General features: G+C 69.2%; 18 protein-coding genes and 1 pseudogene. 17 read left to right on the top strand and 2 right to left on the bottom strand.

The genetic code is table 11. From position 1 onward, the window contains the following. Positions 1-4 precede the first annotated feature (4 nt). The 3 genes and pseudogenes from CEK69_RS21340 to CEK69_RS17095 form a co-directional block, all read left to right on the top strand. Positions 5-1,465: pseudogene (locus CEK69_RS21340) on the top strand (MFS transporter); the annotation flags it as partial. Further along, positions 1,466-2,473: a glycoside hydrolase family 43 protein gene (locus tag CEK69_RS21335; RefSeq protein WP_232764278.1), complete on the top strand. Its 1,008-nt coding sequence runs from the start codon at positions 1,466-1,468 to the stop codon at positions 2,471-2,473. Between the two features lie 368 nt (positions 2,474-2,841). Next, entirely contained in the window at positions 2,842-3,864 is a 1,023-nt protein-coding gene (locus CEK69_RS17095; protein ID WP_152246916.1) for an IS5 family transposase, read from the top strand. Positions 3,865-4,085: 221 nt separating this feature from the next. On the opposite strand, the gene CEK69_RS17090 is transcribed toward CEK69_RS17095, so the two are convergent. Next, positions 4,086-5,189 (bottom strand): dipeptide epimerase, encoded by a 1,104-nt coding sequence (locus CEK69_RS17090; protein ID WP_152246914.1) that lies wholly within the window; start codon positions 5,187-5,189, stop codon positions 4,086-4,088. After that, positions 5,186-6,580, bottom strand: a complete 1,395-nt coding sequence (locus tag CEK69_RS17085) for an SH3 domain-containing protein (RefSeq protein ID WP_152180554.1) — start codon at positions 6,578-6,580, stop codon at positions 5,186-5,188. The genes CEK69_RS17090 and CEK69_RS17085 overlap by 4 nt, the downstream gene beginning before the upstream one ends. A 342-nt stretch (positions 6,581-6,922) precedes the next feature. On the opposite strand from CEK69_RS17085, the gene CEK69_RS17075 reads away from it, so the two are divergent. From CEK69_RS17075 to CEK69_RS17005, 14 genes are all read left to right on the top strand, one after another. Beyond that, positions 6,923-9,709 carry a TonB-dependent receptor gene (locus CEK69_RS17075; protein ID WP_226975204.1) on the top strand — a complete coding sequence of 929 codons (2,787 nt, stop codon included), beginning with the start codon at positions 6,923-6,925 and terminating at the stop codon, positions 9,707-9,709. 87 nt (positions 9,710-9,796) lie between these two features. Beyond that, positions 9,797-10,597 carry an N-acetylmuramoyl-L-alanine amidase gene (locus CEK69_RS17070; protein ID WP_152246912.1) on the top strand — a complete coding sequence of 267 codons (801 nt, stop codon included), beginning with the start codon at positions 9,797-9,799 and terminating at the stop codon, positions 10,595-10,597. A gap of 113 nt (positions 10,598-10,710) precedes the next feature. Then, on the top strand, positions 10,711-11,640 hold the full coding sequence (locus CEK69_RS17065; protein WP_152246910.1) for a hypothetical protein: 930 nt from the start codon (positions 10,711-10,713) through the stop codon (positions 11,638-11,640). Positions 11,641-12,024: 384 nt separating this feature from the next. Beyond that, the gene (locus tag CEK69_RS17060) at positions 12,025-12,807 is read left to right on the top strand and encodes a hypothetical protein (RefSeq protein ID WP_017916394.1); all 783 of its coding nucleotides are present in this window, start codon (positions 12,025-12,027) and stop codon (positions 12,805-12,807) included. Positions 12,808-12,961: 154 nt separating this feature from the next. After that, positions 12,962-14,866 (top strand): peptidoglycan-binding protein, encoded by a 1,905-nt coding sequence (locus CEK69_RS17055; protein ID WP_152246908.1) that lies wholly within the window; start codon positions 12,962-12,964, stop codon positions 14,864-14,866. Between the two features lie 222 nt (positions 14,867-15,088). Next, positions 15,089-15,640 carry a lysozyme inhibitor LprI family protein gene (locus CEK69_RS21330; RefSeq protein WP_226975203.1) on the top strand — a complete coding sequence of 184 codons (552 nt, stop codon included), beginning with the start codon at positions 15,089-15,091 and terminating at the stop codon, positions 15,638-15,640. 65 nt (positions 15,641-15,705) lie between these two features. Next, positions 15,706-17,070 carry a peptidoglycan-binding domain-containing protein gene (locus CEK69_RS17040; protein WP_152246906.1) on the top strand — a complete coding sequence of 455 codons (1,365 nt, stop codon included), beginning with the start codon at positions 15,706-15,708 and terminating at the stop codon, positions 17,068-17,070. A 196-nt stretch (positions 17,071-17,266) separates the two neighbouring features. Further along, positions 17,267-17,956 carry a M15 family metallopeptidase gene (locus CEK69_RS17035; RefSeq protein ID WP_043094414.1) on the top strand — a complete coding sequence of 230 codons (690 nt, stop codon included), beginning with the start codon at positions 17,267-17,269 and terminating at the stop codon, positions 17,954-17,956. A gap of 29 nt (positions 17,957-17,985) precedes the next feature. After that, positions 17,986-18,183 carry a CPXCG motif-containing cysteine-rich protein gene (locus CEK69_RS17030; protein WP_010340161.1) on the top strand — a complete coding sequence of 66 codons (198 nt, stop codon included), beginning with the start codon at positions 17,986-17,988 and terminating at the stop codon, positions 18,181-18,183. Positions 18,184-18,262: 79 nt separating this feature from the next. Beyond that, positions 18,263-18,652, top strand: a complete 390-nt coding sequence (locus CEK69_RS17025) for a hypothetical protein (protein WP_152246904.1) — start codon at positions 18,263-18,265, stop codon at positions 18,650-18,652. 226 nt (positions 18,653-18,878) lie between these two features. Continuing rightward, positions 18,879-19,256, top strand: coding sequence for a hypothetical protein (locus CEK69_RS17020; RefSeq protein ID WP_017910738.1), 378 nt, complete (start codon positions 18,879-18,881; stop codon positions 19,254-19,256). A gap of 201 nt (positions 19,257-19,457) precedes the next feature. Further along, positions 19,458-20,216: an HAD family hydrolase gene (locus CEK69_RS17015; protein ID WP_152246902.1), complete on the top strand. Its 759-nt coding sequence runs from the start codon at positions 19,458-19,460 to the stop codon at positions 20,214-20,216. A gap of 162 nt (positions 20,217-20,378) precedes the next feature. Next, positions 20,379-20,963 carry a hypothetical protein gene (locus CEK69_RS17010; protein WP_226975202.1) on the top strand — a complete coding sequence of 195 codons (585 nt, stop codon included), beginning with the start codon at positions 20,379-20,381 and terminating at the stop codon, positions 20,961-20,963. A 390-nt stretch (positions 20,964-21,353) separates the two neighbouring features. Continuing rightward, positions 21,354-22,715 carry a VOC family protein gene (locus CEK69_RS17005; RefSeq protein WP_152246900.1) on the top strand — a complete coding sequence of 454 codons (1,362 nt, stop codon included), beginning with the start codon at positions 21,354-21,356 and terminating at the stop codon, positions 22,713-22,715. Positions 22,716-22,926 lie beyond the last annotated feature (211 nt).

The following is a 22,926-nucleotide window of genomic DNA, read 5'->3' as shown; positions in this document are numbered from 1 at the left end:
CGCCGTGCACGTGCTGTCGGTGCGGGAGAAGCTGGGCTACAGCCTGGGCGACCTGGCGGCGAACCTGATCTTCCAGACGCTGATCACCTACCTGGCGTTCTTCTACACGGACGTGTATCGATTGCCGGCCGCCACGGCGGCGACGATCATCTTCGTGATCGGCCTGCTCGGCGCGTTCGTGTTCACCCCGCTGATCGGCATCGCCGCCGATCGCACGGCCACCCGCTGGGGCAAGTTCCGGCCCTGGATCCTGTGGACGGCGATCCCGTTCGGCGTGCTGTCGCTGCTGGCCTTCAGCACGCCGGAGCTCGGCGCGCGCGGCAAGGTCGTCTACGCGTTGACCACCTATGGCCTGCTGATGCTGGTGTACGCGGCCAACAACCTGCCGTATTCGGCGCTCAGCGGCGTGCTCACCGGCAACATGGCCCAGCGCAACAGCCTGTCGGCCTACCGCTTCGTGGCGGTGATGATCGCGCAGTTCATCATCCAGGTGTTGCTGTTGCCGCTGGTGCTGATCCTGGGCGACGGCGACAACGTGCGCGGCTTCGAGCGCCTGATGACGGTGTTCGCGGTGGTGGGCACGCTGTTCTTCCTGATCACTTTCGCCACCACCCGCGAGCGCATCGTCCCGGCCAAGGAACAGAGCGCTGGCGTGCTGCAGGACCTGTCCGACCTGCTGCACAACCGGCCGTGGAAGGTGATGCTGGCGCTGACCGTGCTGGTCTTCGTCAACCTGGCGCTGAAGGGCGGCACCTACATCTACTACTTCCAGTACTACCTCAGCGAGGCCGCGCTGGCGGGCTTTCTCGACGCCTCCGGCTTCAACGGCTTCATCGGCGGTGTGAATGCGCTGCTCGGCGGCTGGGGACTGTCCGGCTTCACCTGGCCGCAGGATGCGGCGACCTCGGCGTTCAGCCTGTTCAACGCCTGCGGCATCCTGTGCATGATCCTGGGCATCTGCTTCTCCCGGCGCCTGGCCGACCGCTTCGGCAAGCGCGATGCCTTCGGTGGCGCGTTGCTGGTTTCCACCGTGTTCCTGCTGGCGTTCTACATGTTTCCGCCCACCGCGATCGGCGTGGCCTTCGGCGCCTTCATGCTGCACGGCTTCTGCTACGGCATCACCATCCCCTTGCTGTGGGCGATGATCGCCGACGTCGCCGACTACTCCGAGTGGAAAAACCATCGCCGCGCCACCGCGATCATCTTCTCGGCGATGCTGTGTGGGCTGAAGATCGGACTCAGCATCGGCGGCGCGCTGGTCGCCGGCATCCTCGCGCACCACGGCTACCAGGCGGGCGCGCCGCAGCAGCCGCAGGCGGTGGTGGACGGCATCCGCCTGACCGTGAGCGTCTACAGCGCCCTCCCGTTCCTGGTGGCGGTGGCGCTGCTGTGCTTCTACCGGATCGACAAGCGCATGGAACATCGCATCGAACACGACCTGCAGGCGCGACGCCAGGGCAGCGAGGTGGGTGAACTCAGCGACCTCGGCCACCTCGCGGCGCATGCCATCGCGCAACCGCTGGTGACGCACATCTACACGGCCGATCCGTCGGCCCATGTATTCGAGGGGCGCCTGTACATCTATCCGTCGCACGACATCGACAGCGGTGCGCCGTTCGACGACGACGGCGGCCACTTCGGCATGGAGGACTACCACGTGCTGCGTATGGACACGCCCGACGGAGCGGCCACCGACTGCGGCGTCGCCCTGCATGTGCGCGACGTGCCCTGGGCCAGCCGGCAGATGTGGGCGCCGGACGCGGCCAGCCGCGACGGTCGCTATTACCTGTACTTCCCCGCCAAGGACGCGCACGGCCTGTTCCGCATCGGCGTGGCGGTAGCCGATCGTCCGGAAGGCCCGTTCGCCGCCGAACCCGAGCCGATCGCGGGCACCTATTCGATCGACCCGGCCGTGTTCGAGGACGACGACGGCGCGCACTACCTGTGCTTCGGCGGCATCTGGGGCGGGCAGTTGCAGAAGTACCGCGACGACCGCTTCGATGCGACGCACGTCGAGCCTGAGGGCGATGCGCCGGCACTGGGCCCGCGCATCGCCCGGCTGGACGCGGGCATGACCCAGCTGGCGGAGCGCACACGCGAAATCGTCATCCTCGATGAACACGGTCAGCCGCTGCGCGCCGACGACCACGCGCGCCGCTTCTTCGAGGGACCGTGGCTGCACAAGGATCAGGGCCGGTATTACCTGTCGTATTCCACCGGCGATACGCATCTGCTGTGCTATGCCATCGGCGACAGTCCGTATGGCCCGTTCACCTATCGCGGCGTGCTGTTGAAGCCGGTAGTGGGCTGGACCACGCACCACTCCGTCTGCGCGTTTCAGGGGCGCTGGTACCTGTTCTACCACGACGCCCTGTTGTCCGGCGGCGTGACCCACCTGCGCTCGGTCAAGTGCACGCCGCTGCACGTCGAGCCGGACGGGAGCATTCGCACGGTCGATCCCTATGGTGGCTGAAAGGCCGTGGTCTAGTGACACTGCGCCGCCTGCGGAGTTGGCGGGCGGCGCATTGGCCTCCTCTAGGCGTCGGCTGCCATGCAGCCGAGGCGAGCGAAGTGCTATGCGTTCCGATGGCGCGATGCGTCGGGACTGAAGTCCCTCCCACAGTGCACTCGATGGGTTCCCCGCAAGCCCCTGTGGGAGCGACTTCGGTCGCGACGAGTGAAGCCATCCAATAACCGATTGCGACAGCAGTCGGGACTGAAGTCCCTACCACCGTGCACCCGGCAGGCTTCCCGCAAGCTCCTGTGGGAGCGACTTCAGGGCACCTCTAAAAACCCCGCCTTTGGCATCATTGGTCTGGAGAACACGCCGAGGACGCCACGATGATCAGCCTGTTTGCCGGCCACGAACGCGAAGCCAAGCGGCAGCAGATCGGCGATCCTCTGGCTCTGCTGTCACGGCATATCGACTTTGCCGGGATTGCTCACTCCGTAGACGCCAAGCTGTCCTTGGGTACTGGCAAGCGCGGTGGCCGTCCGGCTTGGCCGACGCAGGTGATGATCAAGCTGCTGCTGTTGCAGCAGTTGTACAACCTCTCCGACGATGCGCTGGAGTACCAGGTGCTGGATCGGCGCAGCTTCCAGCAATTCCTCGGACTGGAACACAGCGGCAAGGTGCCCGACGCCAAGACGATCTGGGTGTGGCGCGAACGGCTCAAGACCAAGGACCTGATGGGCGACATCAGCGCGGCGATCGGTGAGCAATTGCAACGTGCCGGGTTCATTGCCCGCGGCGGTCAGATCATCGACGCCAGCATCGTCAGCGCTCCGATCCAGCGCAACACGCGCGAAGAGAACGCGCAGATCAAGCAGGGCGATGACGTCGGCCAGGACTGGAGCGATGCCAAGCGTGCGCAGAAGGATATGCAGGCACGTTGGACCAGGAAGCATGGGGTGGCGTTCTACGGCTACAAGCTGCACGCCAGCACGGACCGTCGCTGGGGCTTCATCCGCCGCTACGACGTGAGCGCGGCCAACGTGCACGACAGCCGTCACTTCGAGCAGGTGCTGGACCCGGACAACACCGGCCGCACGGTATGGGCCGATAGCGGGTATGCCGATGCAGCGCGGGAAGCCGACCTGAAAAGGCGTGGTTATCGCCCCGCGATCCAACATCAAGGGCATGCGCGCAAGCCCTTGAGCGAGGCAGCAAAGCGCCGGAACCGTCGAATTGCCAAGGATCGGGTGTTCGGCGAGCACCCGTTTGCGCGCTTGGCCCAACAAGGCGGCAAGTTCGTACGCTGCATCGGCTTGGCGCGGGCAAAGGTGGTGATCGGGCTGAAGGTCGCCAGCCATAACGTGATGCGGCTGGCACGGCTACAGGAGCGGGCCATGGTGCCAGCGTGATCGGCTGAGGTAGCCCAGCGGCCACCTCAGCCTCCCAACTACCACGATCAGGCGCCGCTCTGGTGCCTTTGCGACAGATGCTACCCCTGGCTCCAGGTCGTGGCAGGTTGTTCGAGGTGCCCTTCAGTCGCGACGAGTGAAGCCATCCCATGACCGATTGCGACAGCAGTCGGGACTGAAGTCCCTCCCACAATTGCGACAGCCAGCGATGCGCGGCGCCATTACACCGACCGCGGCAACAGTTCCAACCCCTGGATCTCGCGAATCCCCAATCCCGGCGCCTCGCCGATGCGGATTTGCGCCTCGTCGAACTGCACCCCGCCCACCACCGGATCGAATGCCCCCAGCGACGGGCCGTCCAGGTCGACCTTGGTGATGACGTCCGCGCGCGCCACCGCCAGGTGCGCCGCCGCGGCCACACCGATGCTCGATTCGAGCATGCAGCCGATCATGCACGGCACCCCGTACACCGCGGCGATGTCGGCGATGCGCAGCGCGTTGGACAGGCCGCCGGCCTTGATCAGCTTGATGTTGACGATGTCCGCCGCGCGCCGCTGCAGCAGCGCGATCGCCTGCGCCGGCGAGAACACGCTTTCGTCCGCCATCACCGGAGTCTGCACGCGCTCGGTTACGTACTGCAGGCCGTCCACGTCGCCAGCCTTGACCGGCTGCTCCAGCAGTTCCAGCGTGACCCCGGCATGTTCCAGTGCGTGCATCGCCTGCACCGCCTGCTTCGGCGTCCAGCCCTGGTTGGCGTCCAGCCGCAGTTGCGCGCGATCGCCGACCGCGGCATGGATCGCCTTGACCCGTGCGATGTCCTCGGCCAGATCGGTGCCGATCTTGATCTTCAGCGCCACGAAGCCGCGCGCCAGCGCCGACAGCGCGTCGGCCACCATCGTGTCCACGGCATTCACGCTGATGGTCAGGTCGGTGGTCAGGTGCGGCGTGCCGCCGCCGAGCAGGCGGTACAGCGGTGCGCCGTGCTGCTGCGCCCACAGGTCGTGCACGGCGATCTCCAGCGCCGCCTTGGCGCTGCTGTTGTGTTCCAGCGCGCCCTGGATCAGGCCGCGCAGGCGCTGCAGGTCGGCGATGTCCTCGCCGATCAGGCGCGGTGCCAGGCAGCTCTCGATCGCCGCGATGATCGCTCCATGGGTGTCGCCGGTGATCGGCGGCGTGGCCGGGGCGCTGCCATGCCCGATCCGGCCATCGTCGGTGTGGACCATGACCACCACGTCCTCGATCGCCTGCACGGTGCGCAGCGCGGTCTTGAACGGGGTCTTCAGCGGCACGCGCAGCATGCCCAGGCGGATCTCGGTGATCTTCATTCGGCGGTCGGCGCGTGCAGGCGCTGGATGCGGGTGATGCGGTCGATGAACGGCGTGCCGTCGCCGAGCAGCAGCGGTTCCAGCGGCGTCACCGACACGCCGTTGAGGCGCACGCGCTGCAGCTGGCCGGCGGCGTTGCGGTAGCTGGCGCCGGCCACGTCGTGGATTACCCAGGTCTGGCCGTCTTCGTGGCCGATCACCAGCATCACGTGGCCGGGGATATAGACCAGGTCGCCGACGCGCAGTTGCGCCAATGCCTGCCGCCGCTGCGGCAGCGGGTCGCTGGCGGTGTAGGGCACGGACGCAAGCCCCGGGCTGCGCGCCTGGTCGCCGGTGTTGCGCGGCAGCTCGATGCCGAGGCTGCGGTGCAGGTCGACCACGAAGCCGCTGCAATCGCGCGCGTCGTAACTGTTGCCCCAGCCGTAGCGCTCGCCGAGAAACTTGAACGCCTGCTGCAGCAGCATCTGCGGCGTGGGCGGCAGCGGCGCCTCGGCGACGTCGGCGCTGCGCGGCACCAGGGCGGGCGCCAGTTGCAGGCGTCCGTCACGGTCGCGCAGCGGCAGCTGCACCACGTAGGCGGCCAGCGGCGACTGGCCGTTGACCACGTTCTGCGGCGGCCAGTCGCGCAGCAACGGCAGCGCGCTGCCCATGTCCAGGGCCACCTGCGAGGCGGCCGGCAGGTCCGGGGTGAACACGGTGGCCACGCGCGCACCGGTGACCAGTAGCCGCGGCGTGCGCTGCGCGTACGCCAGCACGCTGGCGCGGTCGCTCTCGGCCACGCGGTCGCGGGCGATCCAGGCAGCGTAGTTGTTCGCCAGCACGAACAGCCACTGGCCATCGGCACTGGCGTGCAGGATCGCCACTGCAGTGCCCGGATACAGCGCCGATTCCTGGAAGCGGTCGATGTCGCGATCGGCGCGGTCGCTGAACACGCGCTCGGCGGTCGGGAAGCGCCGCAGGTCGGCGCGTTGCACCACCAGCGCGTAACGCGGCTGCACCTGCGCCGGCAGCGCGTCCAGCGCCAGCGCGCGCTGCAGCGCCTGCAATCGCGCGGCGTCCAGTACGCCGCCCTGGCTGTCGTAGAGCGTGCGCGTCGGTGGCGCCGACAGCGCCAGGATCTGCGCGCGCACCTGCGCGGCGGGCAGTTGCGTCGGCAGCGCCGTCAGGTCGTGCATCGACGTGTCGTCGCGCAGCAGCCGGGCGTTGAACGCGGCGCGCTGCGTCGCCTCCAGCAGCGGCGGCGACGCCGCCGGCAGCCGCGCGATCCAGTGTTCGGCCTGCAACTGCGCCGGTTGTGCCTGCAGCGGCATGGCCTCGGTGGCGCGTGCCGTGGCGATGGCGCCGCTCGCCGCCGCGGCGAGCAACAGGCACAGGCCGCGCATCGTGATCATGGGAACCCACTGTCTGGAAAGAAGGTCGGCGTGTGCTACACGCCGACGCCAGGATCTTCGATTCCCGGTTTTTTCCTGTCAAGGCGCTGCGTTGACAGGTTTTGCGAGCGCGTGTTACACCCGGCTGCACAGGGGGCGCGTGGCGATGGCGCTGGGGAACGTGCAGGCACCGCACGGCAGCGCCGCGTCCGCTCGGCAAGATGCAGGAACCCGCAACACGATGGCCGCGTGCCGCGCACGGGTCATCGCCGTGTGCGTGGACGCCAGGGACAGGCGCTCGGCCGTGGCCGCGCCCGCGGCGTTCGCGCCATCCACCCGCGCCAGCAGGAGAGCCGCGTGCCCATGCGAATCGTTCGTCGTCCTTTTCCCTTGCGGTCCGTGCGCGTGGCGCTGGCGTCGCTGGCGACGCTGGTCGGGGCCTTGCCGGCCGCGGCGCAGGAACAGGCGGCGACGCCGCGCGATCTCGATGCGGTACTGGTCACCGGCTCGCGCATCGCCCGCGCGCAGGTGGAAGGCCCGGCGCCGGTCACCGTCATCACCGCCGAGGACATCCGCAAGCAGGGCTTCGCCACGGTGTGGGAATCGCTGGGCACGCTGACCCAGTTCAGCGGCAGCACCTTCAACGAGAGCGACCAGACCGGCAGTTCGCCCAACGGCCAGTATCTCAACCTGCGCGGGCTGGGGCCGGGTTACCAGTTGATCCTGCTCAACGGCAAGCGCATGGCCGATTATCCGCAGCCCTACGGCGCCAACGGCACCGCGGTCAGCCTGGGCAGCATCCCCGCGGCGGCGGTGGAGCGCATCGAGGTGATGAGCGGCGGCGCCTCGGCCATCTACGGTTCCGATGCGGTCGCCGGCGTGGTCAACATCATCACCAAGCGCGATTTCCAGGGCGACAGCCTGCGCGTGCGTGCCGGCACCACCACCCGCGGCGGCGGCGATAGCGGGCAACTGCAGTGGACTGGCGGGCGCCGCGGCGACGGCTGGAGCGTCACCTACGCCTTCGAGCGGCTGGACCGCGAACCCATCGTCGCCCGCCAGCGCGACTTCATGGATTCCTACGACGACCATCCGGCCAACAAGGCCGATCCCAGCTCGCCCAACGTGTCGATCTCCGGCGTGTATCTGCGCCGCGGCACCACCTATCTGTGGCCGCAGGCGGGCACGCTGTCGACCTCGCCGCAGGCGCTGGCCGCGGCCTGCGCCGCGACCAATCCGGCGTTTCGTCCGTACCGCACCAGCGACAGCCTGGCCGCGCCCAACCGCTGCGGCGCGTTCGACTACTACGCCGGGCGCTCGGTGCAGAACGGCTACGGCAAGACCTCGGCCTACCTGGCCGGCGATGCCGAGCTCGGCCACGACGTGGTCGCCTACGCGCAACTGCTGGCCAACCGCGCGCAGGACAAGAGTTCCAGCCAGACTCACTACTACATCGGCGAAGGCGCGTTCACCGCCTACGATCCGGACCTGGGGCTGGTCACCGCGCAGCGCATCTTCCTGCCGGACGAGGTCGGCGGCATCAAGACCATCGACTACGACGAGCGCAGCTGGAACCTCAACGCCGGCGTGCGCGGCAAGGCCTTCGATGGGCGCTTCGACTGGGATGCCAGCGTGTCGCTGTCGCGCTACGACATCACCACGCGGCGCCCGCGCTTCCTGACCAACGCGGTGCGCGATTACTACTTCGGGCCGGTGCTGGGCTATCGACCGGACGGCACCGAAATCCGCCGCGTGCGCCCGGACCGGTTGTTCGCGCCCGGCAGCCCGGCGTTGTACCAGCAGCTCACCACCGAGGTGGTCAGCCGCGGCGAATCGGCCACCGACCAGGCCCAGTTCGTGGTCAGCGGCGACCTGTTCGAGTTGCCGGCGGGCATGGTGCAGATCGCCACCGTGCTGGAAGCGGCGCGGCAGACCTACGACCTGCAGCCCGATCCGCGCACCACCGTCGACTACACCGGCAGCGAGCGCATCTACAACCTTACCCAGACGCCCGGCGGCGGTCCGCGCAAGCGCTACGCCGCCGGCCTGGAACTGCGCGTGCCGATCGCCAGCCGGCTCAGCGCCACCCTGGCCGCGCGCTACGACGCCTACGACGACATCACCGCGGTCGATGGCGCGGCGACCTGGCAGGCCGGCCTGGAGTGGCGCCCGTTCGACACCCTGCTGCTGCGCGGCAGCCACGCCACCAGCTTCCGCGCGCCAGACCTGCTGTGGATCTACGCCGGCACCAGCGCCAACAATCCCACCGTGGTCGACGAATACCTGTGCCGCCGCGACGGTCTGGATCCGTTGTCGGCGGCCTGCGCGAGCGCGCACGAGTATCAGACCTTCTCCACCCAGGCCTCCAACCCGCTGCTGCGCGAGGAGACCGGCAAGTCGACCACGCTCGGCGCGGTGTGGGATGCGCTGCCGGCGCTGTCGCTGAGCCTGGATTACTACCGCATCGAACTCAAGGGCAGGGTCGAAGCCATCTCCAGCGAAACCCTGTTGGAGAACAACGCCAACTGCCTGCTCGGCCGCGACCGCGCCGGCGCCGCGGTGGACACCGCCTCGGCGGCCTGCCGCTTCTACCTGGACGCGGTGACGCGCAGCCCCGGCACCGACCTGACCAGCGAAGGCCAGATCACCGCGTTCAAGACCTTCCCCATCAACCAGTCGCTGATGCGCACCGACGGCATCGACGCCAGCCTGCGCTACGACCTCGACCTCGGCGCCTGGGGCACGCTCGGCCTGCAGGGCGGCCTGACCCGGGTGCTGCGGATGGAGGTGGCGCAGTTCGCCGGCGCGCGCCCGGTGGACGTGATGAACGACGTCGACTACCTGGCGTTCCGCACGCGCGGCAACTGGCGTGCGAACTGGAACCGCGGCGACTGGTCGGCCAGCGTGTACGGCTACCGCTACGGCTCGCGGCCCGACTACGCCGAGCGCGGCCGGGTAGCACCCTACCTGGTGTGGAACCTCGACCTCGCCAAGCAGATCACCGACAAGGCGACCATCGGCCTGAGCGTGCTCAACGTGTTCGACGCGCTGCACCCGCGCGACGACACCTACACCACCTGGCCGTACTTCCCGCGGGTGTACAGCGCGATCGGCCGGCAGTGGTACGTCAACTTCAACTACCGCTTCTGAGTGCGCGGCGGTGAGCGCCGACGTGCGCCTGCACGCCACCGCCGCACCGATTGCGTACGCTTGTGCGTCCCCGACCAGGATGTGCCCATGACCCGCGTTCCCGTGCCGTCCCTGTCCGCCGTGCGCCGGCTGCTGCTGCTGGGCACGCTGGCGCTGCTCGGGGCCTGCGCGCACGCGCCGCAGCGCAATCCGCTGGCCACCTGGGTGCCGTCGCCGAACTACGACGCGCGCCGGCCGATCCTGATCGTCATCCATTACACCGACCAGCACTCGGTGCAGCAGAGCCTGGACACGCTGCGCTCGCACAACAGCAAGGGCAAGGTCAGCGCCCACTACCTGATCGGCCGCGACGGCACGCGCTACCAACTGGTCGCCGACCAGGACCGCGCCTGGCACGGCGGCGCCGGGCGCTGGGGCACCATCACCGACATCAACTCCGCCTCGATCGGCATCGAACTGGACAACGACGGCAAGACCCCATTCGCACCGCAACAGATCGACAGCCTGCTGGTGCTGCTCGAGGACCTGTGCACGCGCCTGCGCATCCCGCGTACCCAGGTGGTCGGCCACGAGGACTTCGCGCCCTCGCGCAAGGTCGACCCGGGCCCGCTGTTCCCGTGGAAGCGACTGGCCGAGGCCGGCTTCGGCCGCTGGCCGGCCGCCGACACGCCGCCGGCGCCCCCCGGCTTCGATCCGTGGCAGGCGCTGGCGCTGATCGGCTATCCGGTCGACGACCGGGCGGCGACCCTGCGCGCCTTCCACCACCACTACCGCGGCAACGACGCCAGCGCCTTCGACGCCGAAGACCTGCGCATCCTGTACGCGCTGACCCAGCCGCTGCTGGCGCGGCCGCAGCCGGTGCCGGCGATGGAGCCGGACGCGCCCTGAGCCGGGGCGCTGCGGCCTGGGTGCCGGTCCCGACGGCGTGCACGCCTGTCACTTGGCGTCGCCGCGGTTCTTGGTAGCATCGCGCGCCAACGGACTCCAAAGGACGCAGTGCGATGAGGCGAGGAACCACGGCCCTGTGGGCGGCAACCTTCCTGCTGTTGGGCGGGTGCAAGGACAAGGCCGCCGATGCGCCGGCCGCGGCGCAGACCCCGGCGACGGCGAGCGCGCCCGCATCCGCCGCGCCCGCCGACACGAACGCGGCGGCGCAGCCGGCCGCCGCCGAGGTGCCGGCACCGGGCCAGGTGCTGGCCGACATCTACGGCGCCAAGGGCGACGGCTCGGCGTCTTACGCCATCGACAACGGCGCGGTGGCCAGCTTCTGGTACGGCTATCGCTTCGACCTCGGCGGCAAGCAGTACTACACCGGTTTCGCCAATGCCACCGGCGGCAAGTACGCCAAGCCCGGGGACCCGGCCGGCGACCAGGACCTGCCCGACCCGGCCGCGACCGTCAGCATCAGCCAGGCCACCTACGTGCTCGACAGCGCCGGCGGCAAGCCGGCCTGGACCCTGTTCCACGCGCAGCGCTGGGCCGGCGACTTCGGCTCCGACGGCAAGGCCGACACCCTGGACGAACAGCGCAAGCCGCAGAGCACCGAGACCAAGGATGGCCACCTGCTGCTGGCGCTGCCGACCACCCGTTTCGCCGACGGCATCACCAGTGCCGGCTTCGCGGTGTTCATCTTCGACCCGAACAAGAACGACCTGGGCGACTACAAGGGCTGGGTGTACCTGGGCACGGTCGCCGCCGGCGAGGACAACAGCGCCGCCTGCGACGACCAGGGCACCATGAAGTGCGCCACCAGCACCGGCACGCTGAGCTTCGTGCCGCCGGCCAGCGGCAATGTGCCGTCGCTGCGGATCGCCCTGCAGGGCACGGCGGTGGAAGGGCCGGGCAAGGTGCGCACGCTGGGCCCGGCCGATACCGTCACCTACACCTACGACCCCGCCAAGCAGCAGTACACCCCGCCGCTGGACCGCTGAACGGACGGCGCGCGGATGTGACGCGGCGCGCGCGGCAGCGGTGGTTTCGGGCGTAGGACCTGGTTTAAGATGCGCCCCACGGGGCCTGATGATCAGGCGAGTCATTCGCGAGCGGCATGGGATGCTGCACTCGCCCGAAATGCCGGCGTGGATTGCCGGCGTGCGGTTCGCCATGCGCGACCGCCATCACCGCCCCTGCTCGGGGCCGGCGTGCATGTCACCTTGTTCCGTCCGAAGCTGCGCCTGCGGGGAGTGTGCTCTCCGTGCAGCGCGCCGCGTCCGCGTCGTGCGCCTCCTGCGTCACGCCGGCCGCGGTAGCGGGGCGCATCGGAATGTGCAGGTGGGTTCTTCCGGCTTCTTCACCGAATACAGGATGTTCTGGACATGTCGAACGACAACAAGCGCGCCGCTCCCGAAGTGCCACCCGATGCGGGCAGCGTGCTGTACCTGATCTACGGCTGGGACGGCGATGGCGCCGTGTCCTACGAGATCGACAACGGTGCCGTGGTGAATTTCTGGGGCGGCCGGCATTTCGAGCTGGACGGCAAGCAGTACTACACCGGTTTCAGCTACGCCACGCCGGGCCGGTACGGCATCGACGATGCGGAAACCTTCCCGAACCCCGGCGAGGGCGTCTCGCTCGGTGCCGCCACCTTCCAGCTGACCACCCCGGGCGGCGAGCGGCCGTGGATGGTGCTGCATGCGCAGCGTTACGTCGGCAGCTTCGGCGCCTACGCGCGCGCCGATGCGTTCGATACCACCCGCGCGCCGCAGCAGCATGCGCTGGGCGATGGCCGGTTGCTGCTGGCCGTGCCGACCACCCGCTTCGAAAACGGCATCACCGAAGCCGGTTTCGCCATGTTCGTGTTCGATCCGAACCGGCACGACCTCGGCGATTACCGCAGCTGGGTCTACTGCGGCACGGTGGCGGCCGGCGAGGACAACGAAGCGGCCAGCGACCCGGACGGCGTGGTGCCGCACGTGTCCAGCACCGGCGCTCTGGAATTCCAGGCGGTGCCCGGCCAGCCCATGCCGGCGCTGCGGGTGGCGCTGCACGGCACCGCGATCGCCGGTCCCGGCCGCGCGCGCCTGCTCGATGGCAGCGACGTCCTGCAGTACGCCTACGACCCGGACAGCGGCCAGTACCAGCCGACGCCCGTCGCATGACTCCACGGCGCGCGGCGGCGCGCCGGTGACGCAGCACCCGATGTTCCGCAGTACGCAATCGTTCTGTTGACCGCGCACTAACAAGCTCATGGACGAGCTCGGTTGACCCAGGCGGCCGCGATGGCCGTACCTCAACCTCAAGGAGTTACACGAGATGGCACGCGATACCAGCAAGGCAGAGAATCTCGACATCATCGAGCGGGAAGCCAGGCAGCGGCAGATTCCGGTCGACGATTTCATGCGTTTCGCCTACATCGAAACCGGCGGCCGCTTCGACGAGCAGGCCAGCCGCGGTCCCAACAGCGCCAAGGGCCTGTTCCAGTTCACGCCCGGCGCCGCCAGCGCCTACGGCATCCGCGGTCGCGAGCTCGACGCGGTGGTCAACACCGATGCCGCCGCACGCATGTACCAGGACAACCGCAACAGCCTGACCCGCCAGCACGAGCGCGACGGCCGCGCCTACCTGTCCGGCAAGGCGCAGCCCGACGGCCTGGACATGTACATGGCGCACCAGCAGGGCGCCGGCGGCTATCGCTCGATCCAGGCCGCGATCGCCACCGGCCACTTCGAGCTGAAGGGCACCCGCGCCAACATCCTCAACAACGTCCCCGGCGAAAAGGATGCGCAGGGCGCGCGCCAGTTCCAGGCCTACACCGGCACCTCGCTGGCCGACTTCAAGAAGCTGTCCGACCAGGACATGGCCAAGGCCTTCGTGAAGTACTGGGAAGCCAAGTACGACCACATCGCGATCCCGGAAAAGGGCATCAAGCCGATCGCCGAGGGCCAGGCCGCCCAGGCGCCCGCGCGCACGCCGGCACCGGCCGGCGGCAAGCAGGGCGGCCACGACGGCATCGCGCTGACCGCCGCCTACGACCTGGGCGTCAAGCACGACGACGTCAAGTACGCGATCAACGTCAAGAGCAGCAAGTACTACCACCCCGGCGTGGACGGCAAGCATCTGTCGCAGGGCTACATCGACTGTTCCGGCTGGGTCACCGAGCTGCAGAACGCGACGATGAACGAGATCAACCGCAAGGCCGGTCGCGACGTGTTCACCCAGAAGGACATGCTGGTGCAGGGCATGACCGGCTCCGGCGAGATCGTCAAGAAGGCCTACGACAGCTCCGGCGTGCTGCTGGAGGGCAAGGACGTGTTCAAGCCCGGCGCGCTGAAGGAAGGCATGGTCATCGGCGTGGATTCGGGCAAGACCGCACACGAGCACTGGAAGGGCATCGACCACATCATGATGGTCGTGCGCGATCCCAAGAGCGGCGAACTGCTGGTCAGCCAGTCCACCGGCAGCAAGGGCGTCAACACCATGCCGCTGGACGACTACCTGGCCACGCATCAGAACGCCAAGCTGTTCGCCTCCGATCCGCTGGCCAAGGGCCGCGACCTGCTGCAGGACCGCCAGCAGACCCAGGCGCAGACGCAGGGCGCGCAGGAGCCGCGCACGGCGCTGAAGCCGGGCGAGCAGGGCGCCGACGTCAAGGCGATGCAGCAGCGCCTGATCGAACTGGGCGTCAAGGACGACCAGGGCAAGCTGCTCAGCGGCACCGGCTACTACGGCGATCGCACCAAGGAAGTGGTCGCCAACCTGCAACGCGAGAAGGGCCTGGCGCCGACCGGCATCGCCGACAAGGCCACCCTGGAGGCGATCGCCAAGCAGCCGGCGCAGGCCAAGGCGGAGGCTGCGGCGCTGGCCGACAACCCGCTGTACAAGCAGGCCATGGACCACCTGCAGAAGCAGGGACCCAACGGCGGCTTCAAGAGCGCCGAAGAGATGCAGCGCGCCGCCGGCCAGGTCGCGTTCGAGGCCAAGGTCAGCGGCATGAACCGCATCGACGACCTGGTGCTCAGCGGCGACCGCCGCGGCCTGATCGCCGTGCAGCGCAATCCCGACAATCCGCACGACGTCAATCGTGCCTACGTGGACAGGCAGCAGGCCGCGGCGGTGCCGCTGGAGCGCAGCCAGCAGCAGCTGGCCGCCGAAACCCAGCGGCAGGCGCAAGAGCAGCAGCCGGATCCGCAGCGCGAGAAGACTCAGGCGCCGCGCTGATCGGTCTCGCGGCAACGGCCGCCGTCGCGCGTTGCGCGGCGGTGGTCGTGCGTGGCGATGTCGAGCGCTGCGCAAGACCGCCGCGCATGCGCCGGCGCGACATTGCCCAACGCCGGCCAAACACGATCGCCTGCCATCGCGGCGTGCGATGGACAGTGTGCACGACGATCGATTAGAACCTCGCCTTCCCGCTCGCGCAAACGACAAGGACGCAACCCCACCATGGCCATCGCCAAGGCGTTCCAACGCTCTTCCCTGCTGCTGTTGTGCGTGGCCGCCGCCGCGTGCAGCGCGCCGTCTTCCACCCCCAGCCAGACGCAGGCACCGGCCGCTCCGGCGGCAGACGCTGCGGCAGCCGCGTCCCCTGCCGCCGCGCACGATGCCGGTACCCAGGCCGATGCGGGCGCCGCCACGCCGGCTGCACCGGCTGCGGCACCCGCCCCTTCCACCGCTTCAGGAGATTCGCCCGTGCTGCGACCGTCCTACGACACCTGCATCACCGCCGCCGGTGGCGCGACCCCGGCGATGCTGGACTGCATTTCCGACGAACACGCCTACCAGGACCAGCGCCTCAACACCGCCTACAAGGCGGCGATGGCCAAACTGAGCGAGGCCGAGCAGCACGCGCTGCGCGAGCGGCAGCGCAAGTGGATCGCCGAGCGCGACGAAAAGTGCGTCGCCGATCCGGACGGCGGCCAGGCCGAGCGCGTGGATGCGGCCGAATGCCGGCTGGAAATGACCGCGCACCGCGCCGACGAACTCGAAGCGCACTGACCACCCCTGTATCGAACCCGACGCGCGGCGCCTTCCACGCCGCGCGTCCTGCCAAGGAGAACGCGATGAGCGACAAGGATTGGGAACTGGGCCAGACCTCCAAACACTACGAGACCGGCGGCCGCGGCGCGTCGACCGTGTCCTCCGGCGTCGACGACCCGGGCGGCGTGTCCTACGGCTCGTACCAGATGACCTCGCAGACGACGACCCGTGAGGGCAAGGTCATCAACGGCGGCACCGTCGCCGCGTTCGTCAAGGACAGCAAGTACAGCGACGACTTCGCCGGCCTCAAGCCGGGTTCGGACGCGTTCAGCGCCAAGTGGAAGGAACTGGCCAAGACCGACCCCGGCTTCGGCCAGGAACAGCACGACTACATCAAGCGCACCCACTTCGACAAACTGGTCGACCGGCTCAAGGACAAGGGCATGGACCTGTCCGACCGCGGCCCGGCGGTGCAGGACGCGATGTGGAGCACCGCGGTCCAGTACGGTCCGGGCAGCGACAAGAAGCCGGGCGGGTCCGGCGTGTTCCTGCGCGCCATGGAAGAGAAGTTCGGCAAGCAGGCGGATCTGTCCAAGATTTCCGACAAGGAGATCGTCAGCGCGGTGCAGGACTACAAGGCCGAGCACGTCAAGGAGCTGTTCCCGCGCGTGCACAAGCAGAAGACCCTGGACTCGCTGGAGAACCGCGCCGAGAACGAGAAGGCCGACCTGCTCAAGCTGGCCGACCTCGGCAAGACCGTGGCCAAGCCCGGCGAGCAGCGCGACGGGCACACCGCGCCGAAGCCGCACGACGGCCATCGCGAGCCGGCCGCGCACAACGGCGTGCTGGCGCGCAATGCGCAGGGCGAGGCGGTGAAAGGCCTGCAGGAGAAACTGGCCACGCTCGGCTACCTGGAGGCCAAGGATGCGATCGGCACCTACGGCCCGAAGACCGAAGCGGCGGTGGAGAAGTTCCAGCAGGACCAGCACCTGAAGGGCGTGGACGGCAAGGCCGGCCCGGAGACGCTGGGCGCGATCGACCGCAGCGTGCAGCGGCAGCAGGGCGTGGAGCAGTTGCGGCGCGACAGTCCGCTGTTCGACCAGGCGGTCGCGCAGCTGGAAAAGCAGGGGCGCAACGGTGGCTACGGCGACCGCGAGTCCATGCAGCGTGCGGCCGGGCAGTTGGCGTTCGAGGCCAAGGTCAGCGGCATGTCGCGCATCGACGACCTGGTCGCCAGCACCGATGGCCGCGGCATGATCGCGGTGCAGCGCAATCCGGAGAATGCGCACGACGTGCATCGCGCGTATGTTGACCGTCAGCAGGCGGCGACCGTGCCGCTGGAGCAGAGCCAGCAGCAACTGGCGGCCGAGACCCAGCGCCAGACCCAGGAACGGCAGGTGCAGGACCAGCAGCGCACCCAGACCCAGGCGCAAGCCCCCGGGCGCTGAGTCGCCCCGCGCAGGGCGGTCATCGGCACGCGCTGCTGGCCGCCCTGCCTTGCGCAGTTCGCATCGCGCGTCGTGGCAGGCGCGCGGCAGGACAGCGGCCGCGGCCATGGCCTATGCTGCACACATGTCGCATGACCGCTTCTGCCGCCACCTTTCTTCGTCGCGCCCCGGGCGCCGGGCTGGCGCACTGCGCGCAGTGGGCCTGACGCTCGCGTTCGCCGTCGTGCCTGCTACGTTCGCGGTGGAACCGACCACCTCGCCGGCGACCACGCCGGAACAGGCGGGACTGGTCGACGTGCACACGCTGGCGCCGGACATCGCGATGGACATCCGCTACGCCGGCCACGACAACTTCACCGGTCGCCCGGTGCCCGGCTACGACGCACCCAAGTGCTATCTGCTGGCGCCGGCCGCGAAGGCCTTGGCGCAGGTGCAACGCGACCTGCAGGCCAAGGGCTACCGCCTGCAGGTGTTCGACTGCTATCGGCCGCAGCGGTCGGTGCGCGCCTTCGTCGCCTGGGCGCGCGATCCGCAGGATCAGGTCGCCAAGGCGCGCTACTACCCCAAGCTCGACAAGGGCGTGCTGCTCGGCGACTACATCGCCGAACACTCCGGCCACAGCCGTGGCGCCACCGTCGATCTGGGTCTGCTGGACTGCCGCCAGGGCGCTTGCCGCGCAGTGGACATGGGCACCGGCTTCGACTTCTTCGACCCCAGCGCGCACACCGACACGCCGGCCATCGACGCCACCCAGCGCGGGCACCGCCAGCAACTCCTGAAGGCGATGGCCGCGCGCGGCTTCGTCAACTATCCGATGGAATGGTGGCACTACACCTTCCAGCCCGAGCCCAGCCCCGGCGTCGCCTTCGACGTGCCGGTGCGCTAGCGCCTCCTCGTCTTCGCCACGGACCACCCATGACCGGCACGCATCAGTTCGTCGACCTGCAATGCCCTTACTGCGGCGAGTGGATCGATGTCGCGCTGGATCCGTCGGTGGACGTGCAGCAGTACGTCGAGGACTGCCAGGTGTGCTGCAAGCCGATGCTGATGACGGTGCGCTGGGACGAGGACGGCGCGCCGGTGGTGAGCGCGATCGCCGAAAACGCCAGTTGATCCGCGCGCCGGCGCGGCGCGGCGTACGCCGATGCGCGACACCCTCTAGACTTGCGGCCTTGCCGACCGAGGACACCCGATGAACCTGCCGCTGCACTTCGGCCTGCTGGGCTCGCTGGAAGCCGGGCTGATCGCCTTGGCGGTCGGCTTCCTGGTGTATGCGCTGTGGCAATGGCTGGGCCGGCGGCTGGGCTGGTCAGAGGGCCAGCAACTCGGCGGCGCCTGCCTGATCGCGGTGGCGGTGTCGGCCGGCATCGACTGCTGGAACCTGTTCTACACCAGCATCGTGCGCCTGGAGTCGCCGCTGTACGCGCGCATCGCCCTGGCCAGTATCCACGATCCGGACGAACTGGGTTCGCGGGTGGTGCTGGAAGTGGCCGGCGCCCTCTCCGGCGTGGCCCTGGCGTGGGTCGTATTCAGGGCGCGTTCAAGCGAAAACGTCGGCGACGGCGGTCACGAAACACGCTGAAACAGACGTTTTCTTTCTGCAATCCAAACGTCTTGAATGGTCGCCTTACCGCGTGCTCACCGATCCCTAACCAGCGCGGTAACGTGCTGCGCGGACGCCGTGGTTAACGAAGCGTTTTGCGGCGAATTTCGACAGGGAATGGATTCAGTCTGAGACCGGCACGGTAGCGCCGTGTTCCGGAATCGACCGGACATGCCACACCGAGAGAGCCAAGGAGAATCCACCCATGAACATTCGCACCCGCACCCCGCTGATCGGTACCGCCGCCCTTCTCGCCGCCGCGCTGGCCCTGCCGGCGTTCGCCCAGGACGCGCAGGCCGATGCCGCCGCGCAGGCGCAGACGCAGTCGTCCACCAGCGCCACGGGCCAGAGCGGGCAGGCCGGCGCGGCCTCCGGCGGCGCCCAGACCTGGGCCGACGTGGACGCCGACAAGGACGGCGCCATCAGCAAGCAGGAGGCGCAGGTCAACGCCGGCCTCAGCCAGATCTTCGCGCAGGCCGACGCCAACCACGACGGCAAGCTGACCCCGGACGAGTACAAGGCCTACGTCGCCAAGCAGCAGGGCGGCGCGGCGACCGGCAGCGACAGCAACGGCGGCCAGTAACCGGAGCGGTACCGGCACGGCGGTCGCGCGGCGATGAGGACGCGCGCCGCCTGGCCGTGGCCGACCCTGGTGTACCACGAACCTCGTGGTGCACGCTGACGCTCCACCACGACGGCGGCCTTGGGCCGCCGTCGTGCGTTGTGCGTCAGGGCAGTGCCTGTCGTCTATTGGTCGGCGACCCGCTGCTATGCTTGGCGGATGATGCCGACACCTACCGCCTTGCGTTCCTCTCCCATCGCCCTGGTCGGCTTCGACGGCGACGACACCCTGTGGAAGAGCGAGGATTATTACCGCGACGCCGAGGCCGCGTTCGAAGCCATCCTCGGCCAGTACCTGGACCTGCAGGACGCCGGCACCCTGCAGCATCTGCTGGCGGTGGAGCGCCGCAATCTCAAGGTCTTCGGGTATGGCGTGAAGGGCATGACCCTGTCGATGATCGAGGCGGCGATCGAGCTGACCGAGGCGCGCATTTCCGCGCACGACATCGGGCGCATCGTCGAGATCGGCCGCGCCACGCTGCAGCATCCGGTGGAGGTGATCGCCGGCGTGCGCGAGGCGGTGGCGGCGATCGCCGCCGAGTTCGAGATCGTGCTGATCACCAAGGGCGACCTGTTCCATCAGGAAGCCAAGATCGCGCAGTCCGGCCTGGGCGAGCTGTTCCCGCGTATCGAGGTGGTGTCGGAGAAGGATCCCAAGACCTACGCCAAGGTGCTGTCCGAGTTCGGTATCGGCGCCGAGCGCTTCGTGATGATCGGCAACTCGCTGCGCTCGGACGTGGAGCCGGTGATCGCGCTCGGCGGCTGGGGCATCCATACGCCGTACACCACCACCTGGGCGCACGAGGCCGAGCACGGGCTGTCGGCCGACGAACCGCGCCTGCGCGAAGTGGCCGCGGCCGCGGACTGGCCGCAGGCGGTGGCCGAACTCAACCGGCATGCGGCGAGCCTGCAGCGCGGTTGAGTGGATCCCTCGCCCTGCGGCGTTGGCATCACCGGCCTCTGGCCTTGTCGCGTAGGAGGGGCTTCAGCCGCGACACCGCCGAGCCTGCGCTGTGCGTACCCGCCGGCTGTCGTCCTGCCTTGCCGCACTGACAGCGCCCACTGCCTCCGGCAGAATCGACGCATGCCTCCGCTTCCGTCTCCTGCCGGTCTGTTACTGAGCGCCGCCCTGTTGGCTGCCGGCCCGGCCATGGCGCAGGGGACGCCCGCGCGCGCCCCTGCCTCCGAGAGCGGGGAAACGGCACCGGCCGAGGTGCCCGGTACCGACGATGCCTGGATCGATCGGCAGTTGCTGGACATCGACCGCTACGCCGCGCGCTACCCCGACAGTTTCCTCGACGAGGTCGTGCGCTACGCGCAGATGCCGCGCGGCTATGCCGAGGTGCTGCTGCGCGATCGGCGCTGGCCGCCGCGCGATGTCTATGTCGCCGCGTTCCTGGCCAAGGCCGCGGGACGGCCTTACCGCGAGGTGGTGCGCGCACGCACCGCGGCCGGCGTTCCGGCCGGCTGGGCAGCGGTGGCGAGCGACATGGACGCGCCGCCCGGTTCGCTGGCCTACCGCGCGCTGCGCCATGCCATCGTCGCCAGCTACGACCACTGGGATCGGCCGATCGTGCTGGACGCGCTGTTGCGCCGGCAGCTGGGCGACCGCGCCACCCGCGACCGCGCTGCGACGCAGCCCCAGGACGGATCCACGCGCACGCAATAAGCGCGGGGGAGCACAACGACACAGAGCGGCCGCCTGCACGTTCGCCCATGTCGTTGCGCGAACCTCCCGTTGCCTGCACGGCACGCAGGCGACGTTATGCATCCACTTCAGCGCGCACGAGCCCCTCTCCCCCCGGGAGAGGGGTTGGGGTGAGGGTCGGGGCGCGCAGCGCCCCAGGCAGTTTGGGTGCACGAGGCTGCGCCCGGACCCTCATCCGCCCCTGCGGAGCACCTTCTCCCGGCGGGAGAAGGAGACAGCGGTGCCGGCCACTCGCGTGCCGCACCGGTACGCGCCGCCCATTCATCCACACTGGCCGCGCCGGCGCCGCGGCGCGAGAATAGGCGTTCTGCCGGTCCTGCTGCCGGCGCCACCGCCGCTCCGGACCGCCCGATGACCAACGCCTTCGTTTCGCCCGACGCTATCCGCAGCCTGTTCGCGCAGGCCATGTCCGACATGTACCGCACCGAGGTGCCGTTGTACGGCACGCTGATGGAGCTGGTGGCGCAGGTCAATGCGCAGACCCTGGCCGCGGACCCGGCACTGGAGGCGCAGCTGCAGCGCAACGACGAACGCGCGCGCCTGGACCAGGAGCGGCACGGCGCGATCCGCGTCGGCACCGCCGAGGAACTGGCCACGCTGCGCCGCCTGTTCGCGGTGATGGGCATGGCGCCGGTCGGTTATTACGACCTGTCGGTGGCCGGCGTGCCGGTGCACTCCACCGCGTTCCGCCCGCTGGATGCGGCGGCGCTGGCGCGCAATCCGTTCCGCGTGTTCACCTCGCTGCTGCGGCTGGAGCTGATCGAGGACCCGGCGCTGCGCGAGCAGGCGGCGCAGATCCTCGCCAAGCGGCGCATCTTCACCGACGGCGCGCTCGCGTTGATCGCGCAGTGCGAACGCGACGGCGGCCTGGCCGACGCCGACGCGCAGCGCTTCGTCGCCGAGGCGCTGGAGACCTTCCGCTGGCACAGCGATGCCACCGTGAGCCTGCCGACCTACCGCGCGCTGAGCGAGGCGCACAAGTTGATCGCCGACGTGGTCAGCTTCCATGGCCCGCACATCAACCACCTGACCCCGCGCACCCTGGACATCGACGCGGCGCAGGCGGAAATGCTGCGCCGGGGCATCGACGCCAAGGCGGTGATCGAAGGCCCGCCGCGCCGCGCCTGCCCGATCCTGCTGCGCCAGACCAGCTTCAAGGCCCTGGAGGAAACCGTACGCTTCCCCGCCGGCGCGGACGGCGCCGAGGCCGGCACCCACACCGCGCGGTTCGGCGAGATCGAGCAGCGCGGCCTGGCCCTGACGCCGAAGGGCCGCGCGCTGTACGACGCGCTGCTGGAACGCGCACGCGCCGCCGACGGCAGCGCCGGTGCCGACTACGCCACGCGCCTGCAGGCCGCGTTCGCCGATTTCCCCGACGACTACGCCATCCTGCGTCGCGAGGGCCTGGGCTATTTCCGCTACGCCCTCACCGATGCCGGTCGCGCCGCCGGCGCTGCGGCCCTGGCCGGGAAGCCGGCCGAAGCGCTGATCGCCGACGGCCTGGCCAGCGCCGACCCGATCGTCTACGAGGACTTCCTGCCGGTCAGCGCCGCCGGCATCTTCCAGTCCAACCTCGGCGGCGGCGAACAGCGCGCCTACGCCGCGCACGCCAACCGCGCCGCGTTCGAGCAGGCGCTGGGCGCGACGGTGCACGACGAGTTCGCCATCTACGCCGGTATCGAGCGCGATTCGCTGGAGGCGTTGGCGGGTTGACAGCTGTGTTCCTGTTGTCAACGGCGGTAAGACAAGGACGATGTCCGACGTCGTGGCTACTTGTCTCTGGATGTCCGAGGTTTGGTTGCACCACCAATGATGTCGCCTGATTTGAAACTGCCGGCGTCACTGGTAGGGGTTTCACTTGACGGTACCGTCGATTGGTATCAGTATTTGAACCGAAAACCGGCCGTTTGCAGGTGACATATAA

The organism is Xanthomonas sp. LMG 12462, from assembly GCF_009192885.1.
GTDB classification, from domain to species: Bacteria; Pseudomonadota; Gammaproteobacteria; order Xanthomonadales; family Xanthomonadaceae; genus Xanthomonas_A; species Xanthomonas_A sontii.
Note: the sequence above shows the minus strand (reverse complement) of the source record. Positions and strands in the feature narration are given on the sequence as shown.